This window comes from Microvirga pakistanensis (assembly GCF_004458765.1).
GTDB lineage: Bacteria > Pseudomonadota > Alphaproteobacteria > Rhizobiales > Beijerinckiaceae > Microvirga > Microvirga pakistanensis.
Map to the genome: position 1 here is coordinate 122368 of NZ_SPJX01000469.1, position 23580 is coordinate 145947.

The following is a 23580-nucleotide window of genomic DNA, read 5'->3' on the forward strand; positions in this document are numbered from 1 at the left end:
CCCCTTAACGATCATGACAATGAAACGTAGGGGCTGACCGTGACTTCCACTCTGGCGGGTTTGTTCGACTTTCTGGTCTTCTTCGTCATCGCCGTCGCGCTCGTGGCGCTGTATCTCGGCATCTACACGCTCGCGACCATGCACAACGAGTTCGCCCTGATCCGGCAGAACGTGATCTCGGCTTCGACCGCGCTCGGCTTCAGCCTGGTCGGATTCGCGCTGCCGCTGGGCAGCGCCATCGTGCACGCGCAGGGCATCGTCGACCTGCTCGTCTGGGGGCTCGTGGCCCTGGCCGTCCAGATCGTCGTGTACTGGCTGGTGCGGATCGTGATGCCGAATCTGTCGCAGCGAATCGCCGGCGGCGAGATGGCCGCCGCGCTGTTTCTCGGCGCATCCTCCCTCTCGGCCGGTATCATCAACGCGGCCTCGATGACGTTCTGACACGTCCATGATGGCCTATGGTACGCATAGGCCTCCGGGAACGCCTTGAACCTGCAGGCTACGACCAATCGCCGCTTCCCGTCCGTCACGAAACGGGGTACGGGACGGCCATGACCAATACCCAACAGAACCCCGCTATCGTCGAGGCCGGCTCCGTCCGCTTCGGCAATCACCTGCCTCTCAGCATCATCGCCGGGCCCTGCGCCATGGAGAGCCGCGATCACGCGCTCGAAATGGCCGCGGCGCTCAAGGAAATCACGGGCAAGCTCGGTCTCGGGCTCGTCTACAAGTCGTCCTTCGACAAGGCGAACCGCACCTCGATCTCGAGCGCCCGCGGCATCGGCCTCGATAAGGCGCTCGGCATCTTCGCCGAGGTGAAGGAAAAGTTCGGTCTCCCCGTCATCACGGACGTGCACGAGAACGACCAATGCGCCCTGGTGGGCGAAGTCGTGGACATCCTTCAGATTCCCGCCTTCCTTTGCCGCCAGACCGACCTTCTGGTCGCTGCCGCCAAGACCGGCCGCGTGGTGAATGTGAAGAAGGGCCAGTTCCTGGCTCCCTGGGACATGGCGAACGTGGCCGAGAAGGTGAGAGCCGCCGGCAATCCGAGGGTGATGCTCACGGAGCGCGGCGCCTCCTTCGGCTACAACACCCTCGTGTCCGACATGCGCTCGCTGCCGATCATGGCCGAAACCGGCGCTCCCGTGATCTTCGACGCGACCCACTCCGTGCAGCAGCCCGGCGGCAAGGGCTCGACCTCGGGTGGCCAGCGGGAATTCGTGCCCGTGCTCGCCCGCGCGGCGGTGGCCGTCGGCATCGCCGGGCTCTTCATCGAGACGCACCAGGATCCGGACAAGGCGCCTTCCGACGGACCCAACATGGTCCCGCTCAGGGAGCTGGAAGGCCTGCTCGCCCAGCTGAAAGCCTTCGACGCGCTGGCAAAGGGCAGGGCGGCCTGAGCCGCGTTTGCACCAACCCCATGACGCATCGGAGGGGCAGGCCTGCGTTCCGGCCCCTCCCCACATTGCCGGGCCGTGATATGGAGCGAAGGGCTCCATATCACGGCCTTCTTCGTTAAAGCGTCATGTCCCCGCGCAATCTCATCCTGATCCTCGCCGTCAGCGGCTTCGCCAGCACCTTTTCCGCCCGTGCGGTCGAGCCCATGGTCGGGGTGATCGCCCGGGATCTGAGTTCCTCCGCCCAGACCATCGCGCTCCTCTCCGCCGCCTTCGCGCTGCCCTATGCCTTCATCCAGCCGGTGCTCGGCCCCATCGGCGATGCGGTCGGCAAGGAGCGCGTCATGAAGGTGGCCCTGTCGCTGCTCTTCCTGGCGCTTGCCGGCTCGTTCTTCGCACCCAATGCCGAAACGCTCTTCGGCCTGCGGATCATCGCGGGCGCTGCGGCAGGCGGTGCCGTGCCGCTCTCCATCGCCCTGATCGGCGATCGGGTGGATGTGGCGCAGCGCCAGGTGGCGCTCAGCCGCTATCTCGTCGCGGTGATCGTCGGCCAGCTCGCCGGTTCGTCCGTGGCGGGCCTTCTGGCGGAATGGATCGGGTGGCGCGGGGTGTTCGGCCTGTCCACCGTCATGATGGCCTGCGCTCTGGCCGCGACGGTGATCGGCTTCCGCGGAGCGCTTCCCGGCGGCCGCTTCGACCCGCATACGGCGATCCTGCGCTACCGGACGATCCTGTCCAATCCGCGCGCCCTGTTCCTCTTCGGCTCGGTGTTCGTGGAGGCCACCGCGATCTTCGGCATCTTCCCCTATGTCGCGCCGCTGCTCGAAGAACGCGGTGGGGGCGGAGCGACCCAGGCCGGCTTCGCCATCGGGGGCTTTGCCGTCGGCGGCCTGGTCTATTCGGCCCTCGTGACCTGGATGCTGAGGCGTCTCGGTATCGGCCGCATTCTCATCGGCGGGGGCTTCTGTGCGGCGGCCGCCCTGGTGGCCCTCGGATTCGCCGGAGACTGGAAGCTCGATTTCGCCGCGCTCCTGCTCATGGGCCTCGGCTTCTACATGCTCCACAACACGTTCCAGGCTCAGGTGACGGAGGTGGCGCCGGACGCGCGCGCCTCCGCGGTGGCGCTCCACGCCTTCTCATTCTTCTGCGGTCAGGCGCTCGGCGTCGTGCTGATGGGCTTCGGCCTCCGGCACGTCGGGCTCGTCGCCTCGACCGCTGCGGCAGCCCTCGTCATCCTGTGCGTGGGCCTGATCGCCTCGAACGTGCTGCGGCGGCCGGCTCCTCAGCGGGCGCGATAGGGCGCGACTCCCTGGTCGGGGAGCCAGAGGTTCTTGGGCGCTTCGCCCGTCTGCCAGAACACGTCGATCGGGATGCCGCCGCGCGGGTACCAATAGCCGCCGATGCGCAGGAAGCGGGGCTCCAGGAGGTCGGCGAGGCGCTTGCCGATCGCCACGGTGCAATCCTCGTGGAACGCGCCGTGATTGCGGAAGCTGTGCATGTAGAGCTTCAGCGACTTCGATTCCACGAGCCACGGTCCCGGCACGTAATCGATCACGAGGATGGCGAAATCGGGCTGGCCGGTGACCGGGCAGAGCGAGGTGAATTCCGGCACGGTGAAGCGGGCGAGGTAGTCCGTGTCGGGATGGGGGTTCGGCACACGGTCGAGCGTCGCTTCCTCGGGCGATTGGGGAGTGGCAGTCGTCTGGCCGAGCTGGAGATGGGCTTCCGTCATCGTATTTCACCTTGGATCGAGACGTTATCGGATGCTCCCGTCCTTGCCCGCTTCCGCGTTTCGGTCAATAAGCCTTCTCATGACGTGAGGCCGCACCCGTCATTGCGGGCGCATCGGCCGCTCTTCAGCCCCAGGGAGCCTGCTTAATGACCGCGATCATCGACGTTTTCGCCCGCCAGATCCTCGACAGCCGTGGCAATCCCACGGTCGAAGTGGATGTCACCCTCGAAGACGGCTCCATGGGCCGCGCGGCGGTTCCCTCGGGTGCGTCGACCGGCGCCCACGAGGCGGTCGAGCTGCGTGACGGCGACAAGTCCCGGTATCTCGGCAAGGGCGTGCTGAAGGCCGTCGACGCCGTGAACAACGAGATCCTCGATGCCATCGGCGGGCTGGATGCCGAGGAGCAGGTGGCCATCGACGAGGCCATGATCGAGCTCGACGGCACTCCGAACAAGAGCCGGCTCGGCGCCAACGCCATCCTGGGCGTGTCGCTCGCCGTCGCCAAGGCCGCCGCCGAGGCCTCGACCTTGCCGCTCTATCGCTATGTGGGCGGCACGCAGGCCCGGGTCCTGCCGGTTCCGATGATGAACATCATCAATGGCGGCGCGCATGCGGACAATCCCATCGACTTCCAGGAATTCATGATCATGCCCGTGGGTGCGCCGACCCTGGCGGAAGCCGTGCGCATGGGCGCCGAGGTGTTCCACACCCTCAAGAAAGCCCTGAAGGACGCCGGCCACAACACCAATGTAGGCGACGAGGGCGGCTTCGCCCCGAACCTGCCCTCCGCGGAAGCCGCGCTCGACTTCATCATGAAATCAATCGAGCAGGCGGGCTACAAGCCGGGGCAGGACATGGTGATCGGACTCGACTGCGCGGCCACCGAGTTCTTCAAGGACGGCGCCTATCACTACGAGGGGACGGGCCAGAAGCTGTCCCCGCAGCAGCAGGCCGAATATCTGGCGAAGCTCGTTTCCGCCTATCCCATCGCCACGATCGAGGACGGCATGTCCGAGGACGACTGGGAGGGCTGGAAGGCCGTGACCGACCTCGTCGGTTCCAGGTGCCAGCTGGTGGGCGACGATCTCTTCGTGACCAACGTGAACCGTCTCTCGCAGGGCATCAAGCAGGGGGTCGCCAACTCGCTTCTCGTGAAGGTGAACCAGATCGGCTCCCTCACCGAGACGCTCGCGGCCGTCGACATGGCCCACCGCGCCGGCTACACCGCCGTCATGTCCCACCGCTCAGGCGAGACGGAGGATTCCACCATTGCCGATCTCGCCGTTGCCACCAACTGCGGACAAATCAAGACCGGCTCGCTCGCACGCTCGGACCGGCTGGCCAAGTACAACCAGCTCATCCGCATCGAGGAGGAGCTGGGAACCCAGGCGCGCTACGCCGGTCGCGCTGCCCTGAAGGCGCTGGCGTAACAAAATAACTAAAAACAAGTTAAGCGAGGGCCGCCTTGGGCGGCCCTTTTCGTTTCGGTCCATCCTTATCTTGTCAGGACAGGCCATTCCGACATGGAAAGCGCGTTTCGCGCAATCATCGCGGTCACCGGAACGAGGCCGGGGACGAGAGACGAGGCCAGGCACTTCTAACGCCTCATTAACTATGCTCGGGTACAAAAGTGCCATGGTCATCCGCAGACGATTGAGACGATTCCTCATCCCGCTGGCGCTCTACAGCGTCTCGGCGGCGGTCGCCGCCTATTTCGTGCATCATGCCCACAGCGGTGCACGGGGCATCGAGGCGCAGCAGCAATACGAGGCCCAGATGGCCGAGCTGAACAAGGAACTCGACGACCTCAAGTCCGAGCGCACGCACTGGGAGCGTCGCATCGCATTGCTCCGAAACGACCAGATCGATCGCGACCTTCTCGAAGAGCGGGCCCGCGTGATGTTGGGGCGCGTTCACAAGAACGATCTGGTCATCATAACAGGCCCATTATCGGAATAGCTCCAAAGAATGAATTAACTGAAATTCTGTTGATCTAAAATTCGATATTTTTTACAAGGCGTTGGCAGTTTCATTGTGCAGCGCAAAAGGACATTTGGGGCTCTCGATTTCCATATCCGTCTGCGCTACAACTTTCGTCGAGGAAACCCTTCGGAGGAACCGATGGCTGTTGCTGCCCGCAAGGCGGGCCGTGCCGGTGCAGGCGCGGCTAACAAGTCCACTTCCAGCAAAGGCTCTGCTCGCGGAGCCGCCCCCAATACCCCCCAATTCAATCAGGACCAGGATCTCACAGCGTACAACGACATGCTGCTGATCCGCCGCTTCGAGGAGAAGTCCGGCCAGATGTACGGCATGGGCCTCATCGGCGGTTTCTGCCACCTCTATATCGGCCAGGAGGCCGTCGTCGTCGGCATGCAGATGGCGACGAAGGAGGGCGACCAGGTGATCACCGGCTACCGGGATCACGGCCACATGCTGGCCTGCGGCATGGATGCGAAAGGCGTCATGGCCGAGCTGACCGGGCGCCGCGGCGGCCTGTCGAAAGGCAAGGGCGGCTCCATGCACATGTTCTCCAAGGAGAAGCACTTCTATGGCGGACATGGCATCGTGGGCGCGCAGGTGTCGCTCGGCACCGGCATCGCCTTCGCCAACCGCTATCGCGAGAACGGCAATGTCTGCCTGACCTATTTCGGCGACGGCGCCGCCAACCAGGGCCAGGTCTACGAGAGCTTCAACATGGCGCAGCTCTGGAAGCTGCCCGTGGTCTACGTGATCGAGAACAACCGCTACGCCATGGGCACGGCCGTGAGCCGCGCTTCGGCGCAGACCGATTTTTCGAAGCGCGGCGTATCCTTCGGCATTCCCGGCGAGCAGGTGGACGGCATGGATGTCCGCGCGGTCTACGCCGCCGGCCAGCGCGCCATCGAGTACGCCCGCTCCGGCAAGGGCCCTTACATCCTCGAGATGCAGACCTACCGCTATCGCGGCCATTCCATGTCGGATCCGGCGAAATACCGCACGAAGGACGAAGTGGCCCGCATGCGCGAGGAGCACGACCCGATCGAGCAGGTGCGTCGCCGCCTCTTGGAGAGCTGGAAGCTCTCCGAGGAGGAGCTGAAGGCCATCGACAGCCGGGTGCGCGAGATCGTCAACGAGGCGGCCGAGTTCGCCACGCACGATCCGGAGCCCGATCCGTCCGAGCTCTACACGGACATTCTTCTCTAAGCACGCTTCAACAGGCGCGCACCGGGCTACGGAACGGGCCCTGCGCGACTGACCGATGGCGGCGCACCCAGCGCCACTCCGAAACTTTCGCCGCAGCGACAATCAAAACGAGTCTTTCATGGCGACCGATATTCTCATGCCCGCCCTCTCGCCCACCATGGAGCAGGGCAAACTGGCCAAGTGGCTGAAAAAGGAAGGCGACAAGGTCAAGCCCGGCGACGTGCTGGCCGAGATCGAGACCGACAAGGCGACCATGGAGGTCGAGGCGATCGACGAGGGCGTCCTCGCCAAGATCCTGGTCTCCGACGGCACCGACAACGTGGCCGTGAACACCCCCATCGCGATCCTGGCGGACGAGGGCGAGGACGTGTCGGCTGCAACCTCCTCGGCGAAGGCGCCTGCCGCTCCGACACCGGAAGCCCAGCAGGCGCCGACGCCCGACATGCAGGCGGAAGGCATGGCCGACCGCCCGGCTCCCGCCGAGCGTCCCGAGCAGACGGACCTCTCGATACCGGCGGCTCCGTCGGTCATCACGAACCGCACCAGCTACAACGCGATGGCGGAAATCCCGGAAGGGACCGAGCTGGTCAACATGACCGTTCGCGAAGCCCTCCGCGACGCCATGGCGGAGGAGATGCGCAAGGACGAGGGCGTCTTCGTCATGGGCGAAGAGGTGGCCGAGTACCAGGGCGCCTATAAGGTCACGCAGGGGCTTCTGCAGGAATTCGGCGCCAGGCGCGTGATCGACACGCCGATCACCGAGCACGGCTTCGCGGGCGTCGGCGTCGGCGCGGCCTTCACCGGCCTGCGCCCGATCGTCGAGTTCATGACCTTCAACTTCGCCATGCAGGCGATCGACCAGATCATCAACTCGGCGGCGAAGACGCTCTACATGTCCGGCGGCCAGCTGGGTTGCCCCATCGTGTTCCGCGGCCCGAACGGCGCCGCGGCGCGGGTCGGCGCCCAGCACAGCCAGGAATACTCCGCCTGGTATTCGCAGATCCCCGGCCTCAAGGTGGTCGCTCCCTACAGCGCCTCCGACGCCAAGGGCCTGCTCAAGAGCGCCATCCGCGACCCCAATCCGGTCGTGTTCCTCGAGAACGAGATCCTCTACGGACAGTCGTTCCCGGTTCCGAAGCTCGACGACTTCACGATTCCGATCGGCAAGGCGCGCATCCATCGCGAGGGCAAGGACGTCACCATCGTGTCCTTCTCGATGGGCATGACCTATGCGCTCAAGGCGGCGCAGGAACTGGAGAAGGAAGGCATCGACGCCGAGGTGGTCGACCTTCGCACCATCCGTCCCATGGACACTGAAACCGTCGTCGCCTCCGTCATGAAGACGGGCCGCTGCGTCACGGTGGAGGAGGGCTTCCCGCAATCGGGCGTCGGCGCCGAGATCGCGGCACGGATCATGGAGAACGCATTCGACTATCTCGACGCGCCCGTGGTCCGGGTCACCGGCAAGGACGTGCCGATGCCGTATGCCGCGAACCTCGAGAAGCTCGCGCTCCCGTCGGTGGCCGACGTCGTTCAGGCCGTGAAGGCCGTTTGCTACAGGTGAGATCATGCCGGAACGGAAGTTCGAAGCTCTCAACGTGCCGCCCGATGCGCTCGAAAAGGGCGGCATCGAGATCCTGAGGGCTTCGGTGGTCGACGGAGCGGTCAGCATCGCGCTGCGCCGCGCCTTCGACGATCCGTTCACCTGGGGCGTGCTCCTGATGGATCTCGCCCGCCACGCCGCGCGTGTCTACGCCATGGAAACCGATCTCTCCGAGGAGGAGGCCCTGGCGGAGATCGTTTCGGGCATTCAAGCCGAGCTGGACAATCCAACCGACCCAGGCTCCACGCAAGCCGTCAATTGAGCATTTTCCGGAAAAGTGGATGCCGGTTTTCCGGCAAGAAAATGCGAAGCTAGAACTCTAACTTAGATCAGGATCCAACACGCCATGCCCATCAATATCCTGATGCCCGCTCTCTCTCCCACCATGGAAAAGGGCAACCTTGCCAAGTGGCTGAAGAAGGAAGGCGACACGGTGAAGTCCGGCGACGTGATCGCCGAGATCGAGACCGACAAGGCCACCATGGAGGTGGAGGCGGTGGACGAAGGCGTCCTCGCCAAAATCGTCGTGCCCGAGGGCACCGCGGACGTGCCCGTCAATCAGGTGATCGCGCTGATCGCTGGCGAGGGCGAGGACCCGAAGAGCGTCACGGCCCCTCCTGGCGGCGGCGCCCCCGCTCCGGCCCCGAAGGCCGAGGCTTCGGCGGCTCCTGCGGCCGCACCCGCAGCGCAGGCCAACACGGTTCAGGGCGATGCGAATGCGCATCTGTCCTATGCCCGGGTCGATCAGGCTCCCGCAGGTCCCGCTCAAGGAGCTAGGCCCAACGGGGCAGGGCAGCAGGCAGGCGGCGGCCGCGTGTTCGCCTCGCCCCTCGCCAAGCGCATCGCCCGCGAGGCCGGCATCGACATCGCGTCGATCCAGGGCTCCGGCCCGCATGGCCGCATCGTCGAGAAGGACGTGCGCGCGGCCCTTCAGAGTGGCGGCGCAAAGCCGGCCGCCGCTCCGGCCGCCGCGGCGGCTCCCGCTCCCGCCCCCAAGCCCGCGCAGGCTCCGGCCCTCGCGCCGAGCATGGGTGCGGATCAGGTCAAGGCCATGTTCGAGGCCGGCAGCTACGAGGAAGTGCCCCTCGACGGCATGCGCAGGACCATCGCTAAGCGCCTCGTGGAATCGAAGCAGACCGTTCCGCATTTCTACCTGTCGCTCGACTGCGAACTCGACGCGCTCATGGCGCTGCGCGAGCAGATCAACGCCGCGGCCGGCAAGGACAAGGACGGCAAGCCCGCCTACAAGCTCTCGGTGAACGACTTCGTCATCAAGGCCCTGGCCATCGCGCTGCAGCGCGTGCCGAACGCCAATGCCGTTTGGGCGGAGGACCGAATCCTGCGCATGAAGCATTCGGATGTGGGCGTGGCGGTTGCCATCGAGGGCGGCCTGTTCACGCCGGTCGTGCGCAAGGCCGAGCAGAAGACCCTCACGGCGATCTCCGCCGAGGTGAAGGACATGGCGGGCCGCGCCCGCAACCGCCGCCTGAAGCCGGAGGAATATACCGGCGGTTCGACGGCCGTGTCGAACCTCGGCATGTATGGCATCAAGGACTTCCAGGCCGTCATCAATCCGCCCCACGGCACGATCCTCGCGGTCGGCGCGGGCGAGAACCGCGTCGTGGTGAAGAACGGCGCTCCCGCCGTCGTGCAGGCCATGACCGTGACGCTCTCCTGCGATCACCGCGTGGTCGACGGTGCGCTCGGCGCGGAACTGCTCGCGGCCTTCAAGCAGCTCATTGAGAACCCGATGGGGATGCTTGTTTAACCAACGTCATGGCCGGCCTCGTGCCGGCCATCCACGTCTTCAATGAACGGTCCGGAGCGCAAAGGCGTGGATACCCGGGCCAAGCCCGGGCATGACGGGGGAATTCTATGGCAAACCAATACGACATCATCGTCATCGGCGGCGGACCGGGCGGTTATGTGGCGGCGATCCGCGCGGCGCAACTCGGCTTCAAGACCGCCGTGGTGGAGCGCGAGCACCTCGGCGGCATCTGCCTCAACTGGGGCTGCATTCCCACGAAGGCGCTGCTGCGCTCGGCCGAGATCTACCATTACATGGAGCATGCCAAGGATTACGGCCTGTCCGCTCAGGGCATCGGCTTCGATGCGGCCGCCATCGTGCAGCGCTCGCGCGGCGTGTCAGGCCGCCTCAACGGCGGCGTCGGCATGCTCTTGAAGAAGAACAAGGTCGACGTGATCTGGGGCGAAGCGGCGATCTCCAAGCCCGGCGAGGTCGTCGTCACGGCTCCCAAGAAGCCCGCCATGCAGCCGCAGCACCCGACCCCGAAGGGCGTGCTCGAACCCGGTACCTACCAAGCCAAGCACATCATCGTGGCCACTGGCGCGCGTCCGCGCGCTCTGCCCGGCATCGAGCCGGACGGCAAGCTGATCTGGACCTATTTCGAGGCCATGGTGCCGCCTTCCATGCCGAAGTCGCTCATCGTCATGGGCTCGGGCGCCATCGGCATCGAATTCGCCTCGTTCTATCGCACCATGGGCGCGGACGTGACGGTGGTCGAGGTGATGCCGCAGATCATGCCGGTCGAGGATGCCGAGATCGCGGCCCTTGCGCGCAAGCGTTTCGAGAAGCAGGGGATGAAGATCCTCACGGGCGCGAAGGTCACGAAGGTGGAGAAGGGCGCGAACTCGGTGACCGCCACCATCGACGATGGAAAGGGCGGCACGCTGACCATCACGGCCGAGCGGATGATCTCCGCGGTCGGCGTCGTCGGCAACATCGAGAATCTCGGCCTCGAAAAGATCGGCGTGAAGATCGAGCGCGGCGTCGTCGTGACCGACGGCCTCGGTCGCACCAATGTGCACGGCATCTATGCCATCGGCGACGTGGCGGGCGCGCCCATGCTGGCGCACAAGGCCGAGCACGAGGGAGTTCTCTGCGTCGAGACCATCAAGGGCCTGCACACGCACGCCATGGACAAGGGCAAGATCCCCGGCTGCACCTATTGCAACCCGCAGGTCGCCTCGGTGGGCCTGACGGAAGCCAAGGCGAAGGAACAGGGCTACGATATTCGCGTCGGGCGCTTTCCGTTCGTCGGCAACGGCAAGGCCATCGCATTGGGCGAGCCGGACGGCATGGTGAAGACGATCTTCGACAAGAAGACCGGCCAGCTCCTCGGCGCGCACATGGTGGGCGCGGAGGTGACCGAGATGATCCAGGGCTTCGTGATCGCCATGAACCTGGAGACCACGGAGGAAGAGCTGATCCACGCGGTCTTCCCGCACCCGACCATCTCGGAGACCATGCACGAGGCCGTCATGGACGCCTACGGACGCGTGATCCATATGTGACGAGAAGGGGCGGGGTCTCCGTCCCGCTTTTTCGTTCACGCCGTTCAGAGACGGGTTACGGGCAGGGACGATCCTTCCGGCCGCCGGCGCACTGATCCCGTCAGCGAGGATGCGGGCGCGATTGGCGAGGAGGCCGCGAGGGCCCCCCAACACTCCGCGACGACAAGTCTAGTCCGCTAACCCCATGAGCCTGCGCGTCTCGGGGCTCTCGGTGAGGCGTTGCCCGAGATACCGGGCGCCGTCTTCCGTAAGGTGACCGCCATCGAAGGAAATCAACTTGCCGTCCGTCGTGAACGGGCGACATGTGGTGCGATCCCCGCACAGGAGCATGGAAAGGTCGACGAAGTCCCGTCCGAGCATCTTCGCCATGGCGGCGTTCACGGCCACATGGGATGAACGCATGGGAATTCGAAGTGCGATCCGCTCTTGTTCGGACAAGAACAGCATCTGGCGCAGGTCGAGCACGCCCAAATCCTTCCGTCCGAAGACGAGCACCTTCCGGCCGAAATCCCGCTCCAGATTTCCCTTGCTTTGCGGCACGAGCTTCGCCTGCCATGAATTCCAGCTCGATATCAGCCATATCGCGTCGGCCTGCCGCATCAATTCGTGGAGCTTGCTGTTCGCGTACCAGTTCTGCTTCCTGCAGAACGCACGATCCTTCGGGCTGACCTTGGGCGACAGGTCCGTATCCAAGTAAAGATTGCCGCAGCTCGCGCTGACGCGGTAGGTGGAGAACTGAAGACCCTTGTCGAGGCCGGATTCGTGCAAGGCGTTGAGGAGGTCGCCGGAAAAGCTGTCTCCGACGACAAGGACCCTACGGCCGCCGCGCGGGTCGAAATCTTTCAGCTCGCGTTCTTGGAAACGGCGCCAGACATAGCTGGTGCGCTCATCCATGGGGGCGATCAGGGACTGGTCCTTCGGAGGGTATCGTCCGGCAAAGCCATCAGTCACATGGCCGGCCCAGCCGAAGAGCGCCAGAAGCACGCTTCCTGCCAGGGAGAATGCGAGGATCTGCTTCCTGCCGATTATCGCTCCGTTCCTGAACGGACGTTCCATGTAGCGCCAGCTCAGATAGGCCAGAACACCCGCGAAACCGGCGAGAAGCAGCAACTCGTACGGGGCGATCTGGGGCTTCGAGACGCGTGCCAATGCGAAGAGGGGCTGATGCCAAAGATAGAAGCTGTAGCTGATCAGGCCGATTCCGACCGGCAAGCGCCACCCCAACCAGCGCCCCACAAGTGTCTCGGGGGACGCGCACAGGATGATCAATCCGGCTCCGATCGTCGGCACAAGTGCATAGATCCCAGGAAACGGCGTCTCCTCGTCGAAGGACAGGACCGCCAGCGCGATCAGGCCGAGGCCCAGAAGACCCGCTGCTTCGTTGACATATCTCGTCACCGTTTCCGAGCGCGCCCAGGTGATGCTTCGGTTGAATGCATGCAAGGCGAGCAGGGCACCGATCAGCATCTCCCAGCCGCGCGTCGTCAGCAGGTAGAAGGCCTTTACGGGATTCCTCGCGGAGCCGATCTGCGCCGCCGTGAAACTCGCGAGGCAGAGCGCCGCGAGAGCCACCACGGCCCATCTCCTGCCCTTGCGCAGAAATGCCAGAAGAACCAGCGGAAAGAGCAGGTAATACTGCTCCTCGACGGCCAGACTCCAAGTGTGGAGGAGCGGCTTCAGCTCCGCAGCCGTATCAAAATACCCGTTCTGCTTCCAGAACAGAATGTTGGACGAGAAGAAGGAAACGTAACCGACGCTCTGCGCGAAATCCTTCATGGCGGGCGGAAGCAGCAGCAGCCAGGCGACCGGGATGGTCACAGCGATCACGAGAAACAGGGCGGGCAGGATTCTTCTGGCGCGCCGCTCGTAGAACCGCAGGAAGCTGAAATCGCCGGCGGCCTTCTCGCCGATGATGAGGGATGTGATCAGGTATCCGCTGATGACGAAGAATACATCGACGCCGACGAACCCGCCTGCAAAGGTTTCTATTCCGGCGTGAAACAACACGACCGATAGAACCGCGACGGCTCGCAATCCGTCGATTTCACGTCTGTAGTGCAATGTTGCGTCGTCCAAGAAGCTTCGATTTTTGAGCGCATACGGAACGGTAGGTCGGATGTCCAGGGCGATCTGAGTCACGCCGGACAGCGATTGTTGGGCAACCTGAATTATGTGACATGAAATGGCCCGATTCCAGCTTGTGCCGATTCCGAAAAGGGGACCAGGACCCGATCCGTTGATTTACCTTGCGGCATACATTCCTGCTGATATGAATTCGGCCCGCGTCCTGCAGGGTGCGCGTCATCGGCCGGAAGGGGAAATGGCATGGCCTACATTCAGTTCTACAGCAGCCTTCCGGTCAGCTTCCGCCTCAAGGACCTCTTCGTGGCGCCGGCGACCGGTATTGCGCTGGCGCAGGATCTCAGCCCGAACCTTGCCACCTTCAGCATTCGCGCCGGCTGGAGCAAGGTGCCGGTCACCTATTACGGGACGAGCCTCTCGCTGGCTCAAGGCTCCGTGTCGGCGATCACGTTCGGCAACGATGACAACCCCTGGATCGTGTTCGGGAGCGCGGGCGATCCCGTGACGCGCTTCACGTACAGCAATGGCCTCGCGGCGTTCCAAGGCAGCGGCGCTGCCGCAGCCGCGGTGATCATGGCGGGCGCCGATCATCTTCGCGGCTCGTCCCGGGGCGACTACCTGGATGGCTATGCGGGGAACGACACGCTCAACGGCGGTGCCGGCGACGACACGATGGTGGGCGGCACGGGCGACGATACGTATTACGTGAACAGCCAGAACGACCGGGCGGTCGAGTATTACCAGGCCGGGATCGATACGGTCATCGCCGGCGCCAGCTATACGCTCGGCGCCGAGACCTATGTCGAGATTCTCCGGGCAGCGGCAGGCACGAAGCAGCTTGCGCTGACCGGCAACAAATACGCCAACCACCTCATCGGCAACGACGGCGCGAACACCCTGACGGGCGGCGGCGGATCGGACACGCTGGAGGGCGGCCGCGGGAACGATACCTATACGATCAGCAGCATGCGCACCATGATCATCGAGGAGAGGGGCGGTGGCACCGATACCGTGTTGATCAGCGTGGACTGCGCCCTTCCGGAAGACAGCTTCATCGAGAACCTGAAGGCCACCGGCGGCAAGGCCCTCGAGCTCACCGGCAACAGCCTCGCCAACACGATTACGGGCAACGACGCCGCCAATCTTCTGGGCGGGATGGAGGGCAGCGACACCCTCTATGGCGGCAAAGGAGGCGACACCCTGTACGGCGGCGAGGGCAATGACGCTCTCTACGGCGGCGACGGCGTGGATCGCCTTTACGGGCAGAACGGCAACGACAAGCTCTATGGGGGCGGGAGCGACGGCTTTCTATACGGAGGCTCCGGCGCTGACGCGCTGTACGGCGCATGGGGCAACGATAGGCTCTCTGGCGATGCCGGCAACGACAAGCTCTACGGGGACACCGGCAACGACACCTTGTACGGCGGCGCAGGCAACGACACGCTGGCCAGCGGCGAAGGTTACGACGCCTTCGTGTTCAACACGTCCCTGGGCCAGGACAATGTCGACACCCTCAAGGACTTCAATGCCTGGGCCGACCAGATCCGCTTGAGCCAATCCGTGTTCGGCGGGATCGGAAGCAAGGGAGCTCTGCGTGGCGAAAAGTTCTGGATCGGCGCGAAAGCCCACGATTCGAGCGACCGCATCATCTACGACAAGACCTCCGGCGCCCTGTACTACGATCCGGACGGAACGGGCCACGAGCAGCAGATCAAGTTCGCCGTCATCGGCAAGACCGAGCTGAGCGCCGCCGCGTTTCTCGTGATCTGACGGCTGAGGTAGGAGCCCCGTGGCGGTTTACGGGAACATTGCGCCCGGGCATCTCTTTTCCCATCCGCCAACGGATACGGAGCACGAGATGGAACGCCTTCTTTCGAGCCTCGCCCTTCTTCTGATCGCAACCTTTGCCTACGCGCAGGACACGGCGCCGGTGGTTCCGACCCAGGAGGCCGCGGGGACGCGGGGCGACACAGTGCTGATTACCGTCATCGCCGTTGCGTTCGTGGTCGTGGCCGTCGGCGTGTTCCTGTTCATCCGGCGCGGCGGGCGTACCCGGATGTGAACTCCTGTCGGGACCTGCCGCGCAACGCTTCGCCTCCGCCTCGTCCTCCGCTAAGGAAGAGGCGCGTTTTCACCTTCGCAGGAGAGACACCATGGAGATAAGGCGAAGCGGATCGCAGCCTTCCGGCCGGGGGCCGGCCGAGTGGTTCTCCGGCACCGTCAGGGTCGATCCGCTGTTCCCCGCCAGCGCACCGGCGCGGGCTGCGGGCAACGCGGTCACGTTCGAACCCGGCGCGCGCACCGCATGGCACACCCACCCGCTCGGTCAGGTGCTGATCGTCACCGCCGGCTGCGGCCGGGTGCAGCGCGAAGGCGGTCCGATCGAGGAAATCCGCCCCGGTGACGTGGTCTGGTTCGAGCCCGGCGAGAAGCACTGGCACGGCGCCGCTCCCACCACGGCCATGACCCACATCGCCATCCAGGAATCCCTCGACGGCAAGGCCGTGGACTGGTTGGAGCACGTCACCGACGAAGAATACGGAGCCTGACGGTATTAGATCACGGTCCGTGCGTCGGGAAAGGAGTTTGCGCCTCCTCCTGGCAGAACTGCTCTCCTGCGACTTGAAGCGGTTTGCTGCGTTAACGTGCAGAAGGTCGCAATGCCTGCGGCTCGCCGGGTCGACGCGTGAAGGCCCACGTGGACGCCGCCCGCCTGAGGAGCGGCAGGCCTGCGACCGGTCGAGGTTCGGGGTCAAGCATCATGACGAGCATTCCCGCCACCGCGGAACCTACGGCGGTTCCCGCCCGCAGCCGCAAGCCTTGGTACAAGGTGCTCTACATCCAGGTGCTGATCGCCATTTTCCTAGGCATCCTCCTCGGCTGGCTCGCGCCGGACGTTGCCAAGAACGACTGGATCAAGGCGCTCGGCGACGGCTTCATCAAGCTCATCAAGATGGTGATCGCTCCGATCATCTTCTGCACCGTCGTGTCCGGCATCGCCCACATTCAGGATGCGAAAAAAGTGGGTCGCGTCGGAATCAAGGCGCTGGTCTATTTCGAAGTGGTTTCCACCTTTGCGCTCATCATCGGCCTGCTCGTCGGCAATCTCGTGAAGCCTGGCGCGGGCTTTTCCGCAACGCCGGACCCGAATGCCGTCGCAACCTACACCAAGCAGGCCGCCGAGCAGAGGCCCGTGGACTTCGTCCTCCACATCATCCCCGACAGCGTGGTGGGTGCCTTCGCGCAGGGCGACATCCTGCAGGTCCTTCTCTTCGCTATTCTCTTCGGCTTCGCGCTGCTCGCCCTCGGAAACCGGGCCGCCACGCTGCGCGGATTCATCGACGATGCGGCGCACGCCATGTTCGGCGTCATCGCGATCGTCATGAAGGTGGCTCCCATCGGGGCGTTCGGCGCCATGGCCTACACGGTGGGTCGCTACGGACCCTCGGCGCTGGGGAACCTGTTCGGGCTGATCGTCACCTTCTACGCGACGGCGGCCGTCTTCGTTTTCGTCGTGCTGGGCCTCATCGCGCGGATCGCCGGCTTCTCCATCTTCAAGTTCCTCGGCTACATCAAGGACGAGCTCCTGATCGTGCTCGGCACCAGTTCGTCCGAGAGCGCGCTGCCCCAGCTCATGGAAAAGCTGGAGCAGCTTGGATGCTCGAAATCCGTCGTCGGTCTCGTCGTGCCCACCGGGTATTCCTTCAACCTGGACGGCACGAACATCTACATGACGCTCGCGACCCTGTTCATCGCGCAGGCGCTCAACATCGAACTCACCCTCGGCCAGCAGCTTACGATCCTTCTGGTGGCGCTGCTCACCTCGAAGGGGGCGACGGGCGTCACGGGCGCGGGCTTCATCACCCTGGCGGCCACGCTCGCCGTGGTGAACCCGGCCCTCGTGCCCGGCATGGCGGTCCTGCTCGGCATCGATAAATTCATGAGCGAGGTCAGGGCTCTCACCAACATTACTGGCAATGGAGTTGCCGCAGTCGTGGTGGCCTGGTGGGAGGGCGAGCTCGACCGCGAGAAGCTCAATGCGGGCCTCGACCGTCAGATCGATCCGTCCGATATCGAGACGGCGGTCACGACGGATTAGGCCGGGCCAGGGAGAGAGCCCCGAGGCTTCCGTGATCCGGACCTGGTGGCGGGGTTCTCGGAGCGGCTTTGATCCGTCATGGCCGGCGAGACGCGTCGGGTTAACCTCTCGGGCAATCCGGCCCCGGCACAACCCGGCCCTGCGGCTTTGGCATTTGCGAAGATGCGCCAGAAGTCTTAAATCAGGCCCATATCCCCGGAGGGGCAGGGGCCCTTCTCCCAAAGGTTCACGCTAGGTTCACGCTTCATGGCCGTCGTTCTCGACCTTCTGAACAAGGACAACCGTCCCCGTCACCCGGAAAAGGCGCATCGGCCGGACCAGCCCGTTCAACAGCGCAAGCCCGAATGGATTCGCGTGAAGGCGCCGGGCTCGCCCAAATGGGCGGAGACCAACCGAATCGTGCGCGAGAACAAGCTCGTGACCGTCTGCGAGGAGGCCGGCTGTCCCAATATCGGCGAGTGCTGGGAGAAGAAGCACGCCACCTTCATGATCATGGGCGACACCTGCACCCGGGCCTGCGCCTTCTGCAATGTGAAGACGGGCCTGCCCGAAGCTCTGGATGCGAACGAACCGGAAAACGTGGCGAAAGCCGTGGAGAAGCTCGGCCTGGAGCACGTGGTCATCACTTCGGTGGACCGGGACGATCTGGCGGACGGCGGCGCGCAGCATTTCGCGGACGTGATCCACGCCATCCGGGCCCGCTCGCCGAATACCACCATCGAAATCCTGACGCCGGACTTCCTGCGCAAGCCCGGCGCTCTCGAGGTCGTGGTCAAGGCCAAACCCGACGTGTTCAACCACAACCTGGAGACGGTGCCGTCCAAGTACCTGAAGGTCCGGCCCGGCGCGCGCTACTTCCATTCCATCCGCCTGCTCCAGCAGGTGAAGGAGCTCGATCCGACCATCTTCACCAAGTCCGGCATCATGGTAGGGCTGGGCGAGGAGCGGAACGAGGTTCTCCAACTCATGGACGACCTTCGCTCCGCGGATGTGGACTTCATGACCATCGGCCAGTACCTCCAGCCGACGAAGAAGCATCATCCGGTGATCCGCTTCGTCACGCCGGACGAATTCAAGGCCTATGAAACAACCGCCTACGCCAAGGGTTTCCTCCTGGTCTCCTCGACGCCGCTGACGCGCTCGTCGCACCACGCGGGCGAGGACTTCGCCAAGCTCAAGGCGGCCCGTCTCGCCAAGCTCGGCTAAGGGCACCGGCTGCGAGGAGAGGGCTCCCGCTTTTCGCAGCTGATGCACTCAAGTTTCGGATGGGGGCATGCATCGCATTCTCGTCATCGGCAGCCCGGGTGCGGGCAAGAGCACCCTGGCCCGTCGCCTCAGCGAGCGGCTCGACCTGCCGCTGATCCATCTCGACCGGGAATATTTCGGCCCCGGTTGGACCATGCCGCCGCGCCCAGAATGGCGCGAGCGGGTCCGGGCGCTCGCCGCCCAGCCGGCCTGGGTGATGGACGGCAACTACGCCTCAACCTTCGACATCCGGGTGCCTCGCGCCACAGCGATCGTCTGGCTCGACCTGCCGCGCTGGCGCTGCGCCCTGTCGGTGCTCTGGCGCGTAGCGCGGAATTACGGCCGGGTCCGGCCCGATCTCGGACCCGCCTGCGCCGAAAAGCTCGACCTGTCCTTCATGCGCTGGATCTGGACGTATCCGGACAAGATGCGCCCCAAGACCGCCCGAATGCTGGAGCGCCTGCGACCCGATCAGCGGGTCTTCGTTCTGCGCTCACGATCCGAGATCCCGAACCTTTACGCCCATTTCACCCTTGCCAAGGAGGCCGCCTGAGCCATGCCGACCTTCCGCATGACGCGAACCGTGAAGCACACGCCGAGCCAGATGTTCGCCCTGGTGGCCGATGTGGAGCGCTACCCCGAGTTCCTGCCGCTCTGCGAGGAGCTGCGCGTCGTCCGCCGGGTGCAGAGCGGGGAAGGGGTGGAAACGCTCGTCGCCACCATGAGCGTGGGCTACAAGGCGATCAGGGAGAGCTTCACCACCCGGGTCACCCTCGACGAGCCGCGCCTGCGCATCGGGGTCGAATACGTGGACGGGCCGTTCAAGTATCTCGAAAACCGCTGGACCTTCCGGGCCGTGCCGGGAGGCTGCGATGTGGAGTTCTACATCAACTACGAGTTCAAGAGCTTCGCGCTCAGCATCCTCATGGGCAGCGTCTTCGACAGGGCCTTCCGGAAGTTCACCGAGGCCTTCGAGGAGCGGGCCGACAGGGTTTTCGCCACCTGACGGGATCAGAAGGCGAGGGCCTTCTCGAGGAGCGCGAGCGCATCCTCGACCGCGCTCCGGCGCACGGCCTCCCGCCCGAGATCGCCATAGCGGCGCTCCAGGTGAAGCGTGGCGAAGCCCCTCCGGGCGAGACCGAAATGCACGAGGCCTACGGGCTTCGTGGGCGTTCCTCCGCCAGGCCCCGCAATTCCGGTGATGCCGACGGCCACGTCGGCGCGGGAATGGGTGAGCGCCCCCTCGGCCATGGCGCGGGCCACGGGCTCGCTGACCGCGCCATGGGCTACGATGAGATCCGCCGGAACGCCGATCGATTCCGTCTTCGCCTCGTTCGAATAGGTCACGAAACCGCGCTCCACGACCGCCGAGGAACCGGCAATCTCCGTGAGAAGCGCCGCCACGAGCCCGCCCGTGCAGGATTCCGCTGTTGCAAGCATCAAGCCGTTCTGCCCGTAAGCCGCGAGGAGGGCCGCCGCCCGTTGCTTCAGCTCAGTATCATTCATGGGGTTCCCTCCGGCAGGCGGATCGTCGCGGCCGCCTGGGCGGCGATGCCCTCGCTCCGGCCGGTGAATCCGAGCTTTTCCGTCGTGGTGGCTTTGAGGGATACCTGATCGAGCCGCAGACCCGCGATGTCCGCGATACGCCGGCGCATGGCCTCGCGGTAGGGACCAAGACGTGGCTTCTCGCAGAGGAGAGTCGCATCGAGGTGATCGACCAGGCCGCCGCGTTCTCTCACCAGAGCCACCGCATGCGCCAAAAACCGGTCGGAGGACGCGCCCCGCCATTGCGGGTCGCTCGGCGGAAAATGCGTGCCGATGTCCCCGTCGGCGAGCGCGCCGAGGAGGGCATCCGTGAGGGCATGAAGAATGACATCACCGTCCGAATGCGCCACCACGCCCCGGTCATGGGGCACGCGGATGCCGCCGAGCCAGACATGGTCGCCGTCGCCGAAGGCATGGACGTCGAATCCCGTTCCGAGCCGGGTCACATAGGTCATGAGGAAGCCTCTCAAGCGTCGTTCGGCCTCGGGGAAGTCGGAGGCATGGGTGAGTTTGACGTTGTGCGGATCACCCTGGAACACGTGGACCGTGAGCCCGGCCCATTCCGCCAAGGCTCCGTCATCCGTAAAGGTTCCGAGGCTGGCAGCGGCCGCCTTCCGATGCGCCATGAGGAGGGATGCGAAATCGAAGGCCTGCGGCGTCTGCACCGCTCGGAGGCTGGCCCGCTCCGGCGTCGACATGACCTCGCCGCGTGGCCCGATCACCTTGATCGTATCCGTGACGGCGATGCCCGGCACGGCCGCCTCGCATTCCCCAGCGGTCTCGCAGGCGCGCTCGATCAGAGCTTCGGTCACGAAGGGGCGGGCGGCATCGTGGATTAGGACGCGGGACGGCGCGTGACTCGCCAGGGCCTCCAATCCGCCTCGAACCGAATCCTGCCGCGTTTCTCCGCCATAGGCCACCGGCAGAAGGTCGCCGGTCAGCCCCTCCGGGAGCGAAGCGATGCTTTCGCGGTAGAGATCCAGATCGTCCGGGTGGATGACCACGAGCGCCTTTCCAATTCTCGGATGTCGAAGGAAGGGTTCGAGCGTCAGGGCCAGGACGGGTTTTCCGCCCAACCACCGGTACTGCTTGGGAACTCCCTCACCGGCTCTCGATCCACGTCCTGCAGCAACGATGAGGGCGGCAACTGACATCAGGTCGGTTCTCCACGAGACGCACCCTCCTAAGCGTCACGTGGAAAGAAGGCAAATCTCAGCGACGGGGGCTTGCGCTCCGCGCGGTATTGGCTAGTAAATAGGCACAATGGAACGTGATCAAAAAATAGGCGAAGGCATGCGGGTAGGGCCCATCGAGGTCGGCGTGTCGGCTGTTCTGGCGCCCCTCTCAGGCGTAACGGACGTTTCGTTCCGGCGTATCGCCAAGCGTCTGGGAGCTGGGCTCGTCGTCTCGGAGATGGTGGCGTCCGACGAGCTCGTTCAGGGCTCGGAGGAGGCGCAGCTTCGGGCCGAAGGCGCAGGAATCGAGCCTCACGTGGTGCAACTGGCGGGATGCGAGCCTCGATGGATGGCGGAAGGCGCCAAAATCGCTGAGGCGGCCGGAGCCCGGATCATCGACATCAACATGGGCTGCCCGGCCAAGCGCGTCATCGGAGGCTATGCCGGATCGGCCCTGATGCGTGACCTCGACCATGCCTGCCGCCTGATCGAGGCGACCATTCAGGCGGTGTCGGTTCCCGTCACCGTGAAGATGCGGCTCGGCTGGGACCATGGCTCCCTGAATGCCCCGGAGCTCGCCCGGCGGGCCGAGGCGCTCGGTGTCAAGGCGGTGACGGTTCATGGCCGGACGCGGCAGCAGTTCTATAAGGGCCAGGCCGACTGGGCGGCGATCGCGCCAGTCGTGGGGTCGGTCGGCATCCCGGTGATCGCGAACGGCGATATCGGCACGCTGGAGGAGGCCCGGACCTGTCTCGCGGTGTCACGGGCGAGCGCCGTGATGATCGGCCGCTCGGCCGTCGGCCGGCCGTGGATCGTCGGCCAGATCGGCGCGGCCCTCCGGGGAGAGACGGTTCCCGAGCCGACGCCGGCCGAGAAGACGGAACTGGCCCTGGAGCATTACGAGGGACTGCTGTCCCTCTACGGCGCCAAGGTCGGGATCAGACACGCCCGCAAGCATCTCGCCGCCTATGCCGATGTGGCGGCGGCGGCCGGATTCCACGTTGCCGCGCATGTTCGCTCCGGATTGGTGACCTCGGACGATCCCGCGACGGTCATGTCGCTGCTGCGCTCCCTCTATCGGCATCAGGCGCGGGAAGCGGCATGAGCGTGGCGATCAACGATCTCATCATGAATGCGCTGCCGTTGCCGGTGCTTACCATCGGCCCGGAACACGGCATCATCCATGCCAATACCGCCGCGGAGGCTTTCTTCGAGGTGAGCCTGCGCATGATGCAGCGGCAGAGGCTCACCGATCTGCTGCCGTTCGGCTCTCCGGTTCTGGCGCTTGTGGAGGACGTCAGACAAAGAGGGGCGAGCGTCAGCGAGCACCGCATCGACGTCGGCAGCCCGCGCCTCGGGTCGGAACGCATCGTGGACGTCTTCGCGACGCCCCTTGGCGATGACAGCGATAACGTCGTGGTGATGCTCCAGGAGCGTACGATCGCCGACAAGATGAACCGGCAGCTCACCCACCGCGGGGCCGCGAGATCCATCACGGCGCTCGGCGCGCTCCTCGCGCACGAGATCAAGAATCCGCTGTCGGGCATCCGCGGCGCCGCGCAGCTCCTGGAACAATCGGCGGACGAGAACGACCGGCTCCTCACCCGTCTGATCTGCGACGAGACGGACAGGATCGTGAAGCTCGTCGAGCGAATGGAGCTTTTTGGGGAAGAGCGGCCCGTCGAGCGCGGTCCCGTGAACATTCACAACGTGCTCGACCATGTGAAGCGCCTCGCGCAGTCCGGCTTTGCTCGTCACATCCGTTTCGTCGAGAACTACGATCCCTCCCTTCCGCCCGTGCTGGGGAACCGGGACCAGCTGATCCAGGTCATCCTGAACCTGGTGAAGAATGCCGCCGAAGCGGTGGGGATCGATGCGACGGATGGAGAAATCACCCTTTCGACCGCGTTTCGAACCGGCGTCAGGCTGCAGGTGCCTGGCTCGCAGGAGCGCGTGAGCCTGCCCATCGAGCTGAGCGTGAGCGACAACGGTCCCGGAATTCCTCCGGAGCTGATGAGTGATCTCTTCGATCCCTTCGTCACCACGAAGGTTCAGGGAAGCGGTCTCGGCCTGGCTCTCGTGGCCAAGATCGTCGGCGATCACGGCGGCATCATCGAATGCGATCCGGCGCCCAGGCGCACGACTTTCCGAATTCTCCTACCCATGCACCGCACCGTCTCGGGCAGCGATGCAGACATGTGAGG

Annotated in this window: 22 protein-coding genes and 1 pseudogene; 19 read left to right on the plus strand and 4 right to left on the minus strand. The window is 64.8% G+C overall.

Translation table 11 applies throughout. From position 1 onward, the window contains the following. Positions 1-39 precede the first annotated feature (39 nt). The 3 genes from E4K09_RS20850 to E4K09_RS20860 all read left to right on the plus strand — a co-directional run bounded on the left by E4K09_RS20850 (position 40) and on the right by E4K09_RS20860 (position 2695). A complete protein-coding gene (locus E4K09_RS20850) occupies positions 40-441 on the plus strand; it encodes a DUF350 domain-containing protein (RefSeq protein WP_134499622.1) in 402 nt (133 codons plus the stop codon). Between the two features lie 110 nt (positions 442-551). Next, positions 552-1400, plus strand: coding sequence for a 3-deoxy-8-phosphooctulonate synthase (gene kdsA / locus E4K09_RS20855; RefSeq protein WP_134499623.1), 849 nt, complete (start codon positions 552-554; stop codon positions 1398-1400). A gap of 125 nt (positions 1401-1525) precedes the next feature. Further along, a complete protein-coding gene (locus E4K09_RS20860; RefSeq protein WP_134499624.1) occupies positions 1526-2695 on the plus strand; it encodes an MFS transporter in 1170 nt (389 codons plus the stop codon). Here E4K09_RS20860 and queF read toward each other — a convergent pair. Continuing rightward, positions 2680-3129: a preQ(1) synthase gene (gene queF / locus E4K09_RS20865; protein ID WP_134499625.1), complete on the minus strand. Its 450-nt coding sequence runs from the start codon at positions 3127-3129 to the stop codon at positions 2680-2682. The genes E4K09_RS20860 and queF overlap by 16 nt on opposite strands. A gap of 146 nt (positions 3130-3275) precedes the next feature. Here queF and eno point away from each other — a divergent pair, with 146 nt between their 5' ends. From eno to lpdA, 7 genes are all read left to right on the plus strand, one after another. After that, a complete protein-coding gene (eno, locus tag E4K09_RS20870; RefSeq protein WP_134499626.1) occupies positions 3276-4559 on the plus strand; it encodes a phosphopyruvate hydratase in 1284 nt (427 codons plus the stop codon). A gap of 205 nt (positions 4560-4764) precedes the next feature. Then, a complete protein-coding gene (locus E4K09_RS20875; protein WP_134499627.1) occupies positions 4765-5088 on the plus strand; it encodes an FtsB family cell division protein in 324 nt (107 codons plus the stop codon). A 162-nt stretch (positions 5089-5250) separates the two neighbouring features. Beyond that, positions 5251-6312: a pyruvate dehydrogenase (acetyl-transferring) E1 component subunit alpha gene (pdhA, locus tag E4K09_RS20880; protein WP_134499628.1), complete on the plus strand. Its 1062-nt coding sequence runs from the start codon at positions 5251-5253 to the stop codon at positions 6310-6312. A gap of 118 nt (positions 6313-6430) precedes the next feature. Then, positions 6431-7876 (plus strand): pyruvate dehydrogenase complex E1 component subunit beta, encoded by a 1446-nt coding sequence (locus E4K09_RS20885; protein WP_134499629.1) that lies wholly within the window; start codon positions 6431-6433, stop codon positions 7874-7876. 4 nt (positions 7877-7880) lie between these two features. After that, positions 7881-8177, plus strand: coding sequence for a DUF5076 domain-containing protein (locus E4K09_RS20890; protein WP_134499630.1), 297 nt, complete (start codon positions 7881-7883; stop codon positions 8175-8177). A gap of 84 nt (positions 8178-8261) precedes the next feature. Next, positions 8262-9683 (plus strand): pyruvate dehydrogenase complex dihydrolipoamide acetyltransferase, encoded by a 1422-nt coding sequence (locus tag E4K09_RS20895; RefSeq protein ID WP_134499631.1) that lies wholly within the window; start codon positions 8262-8264, stop codon positions 9681-9683. 107 nt (positions 9684-9790) lie between these two features. Further along, the gene (gene lpdA / locus E4K09_RS20900; RefSeq protein ID WP_134499632.1) at positions 9791-11230 is read left to right on the plus strand and encodes a dihydrolipoyl dehydrogenase; all 1440 of its coding nucleotides are present in this window, start codon (positions 9791-9793) and stop codon (positions 11228-11230) included. A 168-nt stretch (positions 11231-11398) separates the two neighbouring features. On the opposite strand, the gene E4K09_RS20905 is transcribed toward lpdA, so the two are convergent. Next, positions 11399-13291 (minus strand): acyltransferase family protein, encoded by a 1893-nt coding sequence (locus E4K09_RS20905; protein WP_166802425.1) that lies wholly within the window; start codon positions 13289-13291, stop codon positions 11399-11401. Between the two features lie 264 nt (positions 13292-13555). Between E4K09_RS20905 and E4K09_RS20910 the strand changes: the two genes are divergently transcribed. The 7 genes and pseudogenes from E4K09_RS20910 (at position 13556) to E4K09_RS20940 (ending at position 19662) form a co-directional block, all read left to right on the plus strand. Then, positions 13556-15082: a calcium-binding protein gene (locus E4K09_RS20910; RefSeq protein WP_134499634.1), complete on the plus strand. Its 1527-nt coding sequence runs from the start codon at positions 13556-13558 to the stop codon at positions 15080-15082. A gap of 88 nt (positions 15083-15170) precedes the next feature. Continuing rightward, a complete protein-coding gene (locus E4K09_RS20915; protein ID WP_134499635.1) occupies positions 15171-15374 on the plus strand; it encodes a hypothetical protein in 204 nt (67 codons plus the stop codon). Positions 15375-15465: 91 nt separating this feature from the next. Beyond that, positions 15466-15861, plus strand: a complete 396-nt coding sequence (locus E4K09_RS20920; RefSeq protein ID WP_134499636.1) for a (R)-mandelonitrile lyase — start codon at positions 15466-15468, stop codon at positions 15859-15861. 212 nt (positions 15862-16073) lie between these two features. Continuing rightward, positions 16074-17411, plus strand: a complete 1338-nt coding sequence (locus E4K09_RS20925) for a dicarboxylate/amino acid:cation symporter (protein ID WP_134499637.1) — start codon at positions 16074-16076, stop codon at positions 17409-17411. Between the two features lie 246 nt (positions 17412-17657). Beyond that, entirely contained in the window at positions 17658-18617 is a 960-nt protein-coding gene (gene lipA / locus E4K09_RS20930; RefSeq protein WP_134499638.1) for a lipoyl synthase, read from the plus strand. 61 nt (positions 18618-18678) lie between these two features. Continuing rightward, positions 18679-19209: pseudogene (locus tag E4K09_RS20935) on the plus strand (ATP-binding protein); the annotation flags it as partial. 3 nt (positions 19210-19212) lie between these two features. Continuing rightward, positions 19213-19662 carry a type II toxin-antitoxin system RatA family toxin gene (locus E4K09_RS20940; protein WP_134499640.1) on the plus strand — a complete coding sequence of 150 codons (450 nt, stop codon included), beginning with the start codon at positions 19213-19215 and terminating at the stop codon, positions 19660-19662. Between the two features lie 5 nt (positions 19663-19667). On the opposite strand, the gene E4K09_RS20945 is transcribed toward E4K09_RS20940, so the two are convergent. After that, positions 19668-20162, minus strand: coding sequence for a CinA family protein (locus E4K09_RS20945; protein WP_134499641.1), 495 nt, complete (start codon positions 20160-20162; stop codon positions 19668-19670). Further along, positions 20159-21355 (minus strand): bifunctional 2-C-methyl-D-erythritol 4-phosphate cytidylyltransferase/2-C-methyl-D-erythritol 2,4-cyclodiphosphate synthase, encoded by a 1197-nt coding sequence (locus tag E4K09_RS20950; protein WP_166802426.1) that lies wholly within the window; start codon positions 21353-21355, stop codon positions 20159-20161. Before E4K09_RS20950 ends, E4K09_RS20945 begins: the two co-directional genes overlap by 4 nt. Positions 21356-21494: 139 nt before the next feature. Here E4K09_RS20950 and dusB point away from each other — a divergent pair, with 139 nt between their 5' ends. Both dusB and E4K09_RS20960 read left to right on the plus strand, forming a co-directional pair. Next, positions 21495-22481 carry a tRNA dihydrouridine synthase DusB gene (gene dusB / locus E4K09_RS20955; protein ID WP_244610617.1) on the plus strand — a complete coding sequence of 329 codons (987 nt, stop codon included), beginning with the start codon at positions 21495-21497 and terminating at the stop codon, positions 22479-22481. Beyond that, entirely contained in the window at positions 22478-23578 is a 1101-nt protein-coding gene (locus E4K09_RS20960) for a two-component system sensor histidine kinase NtrB (RefSeq protein WP_134499644.1), read from the plus strand. Before dusB ends, E4K09_RS20960 begins: the two co-directional genes overlap by 4 nt. The last annotated feature ends 2 nt before the right edge of the window (positions 23579-23580 follow it).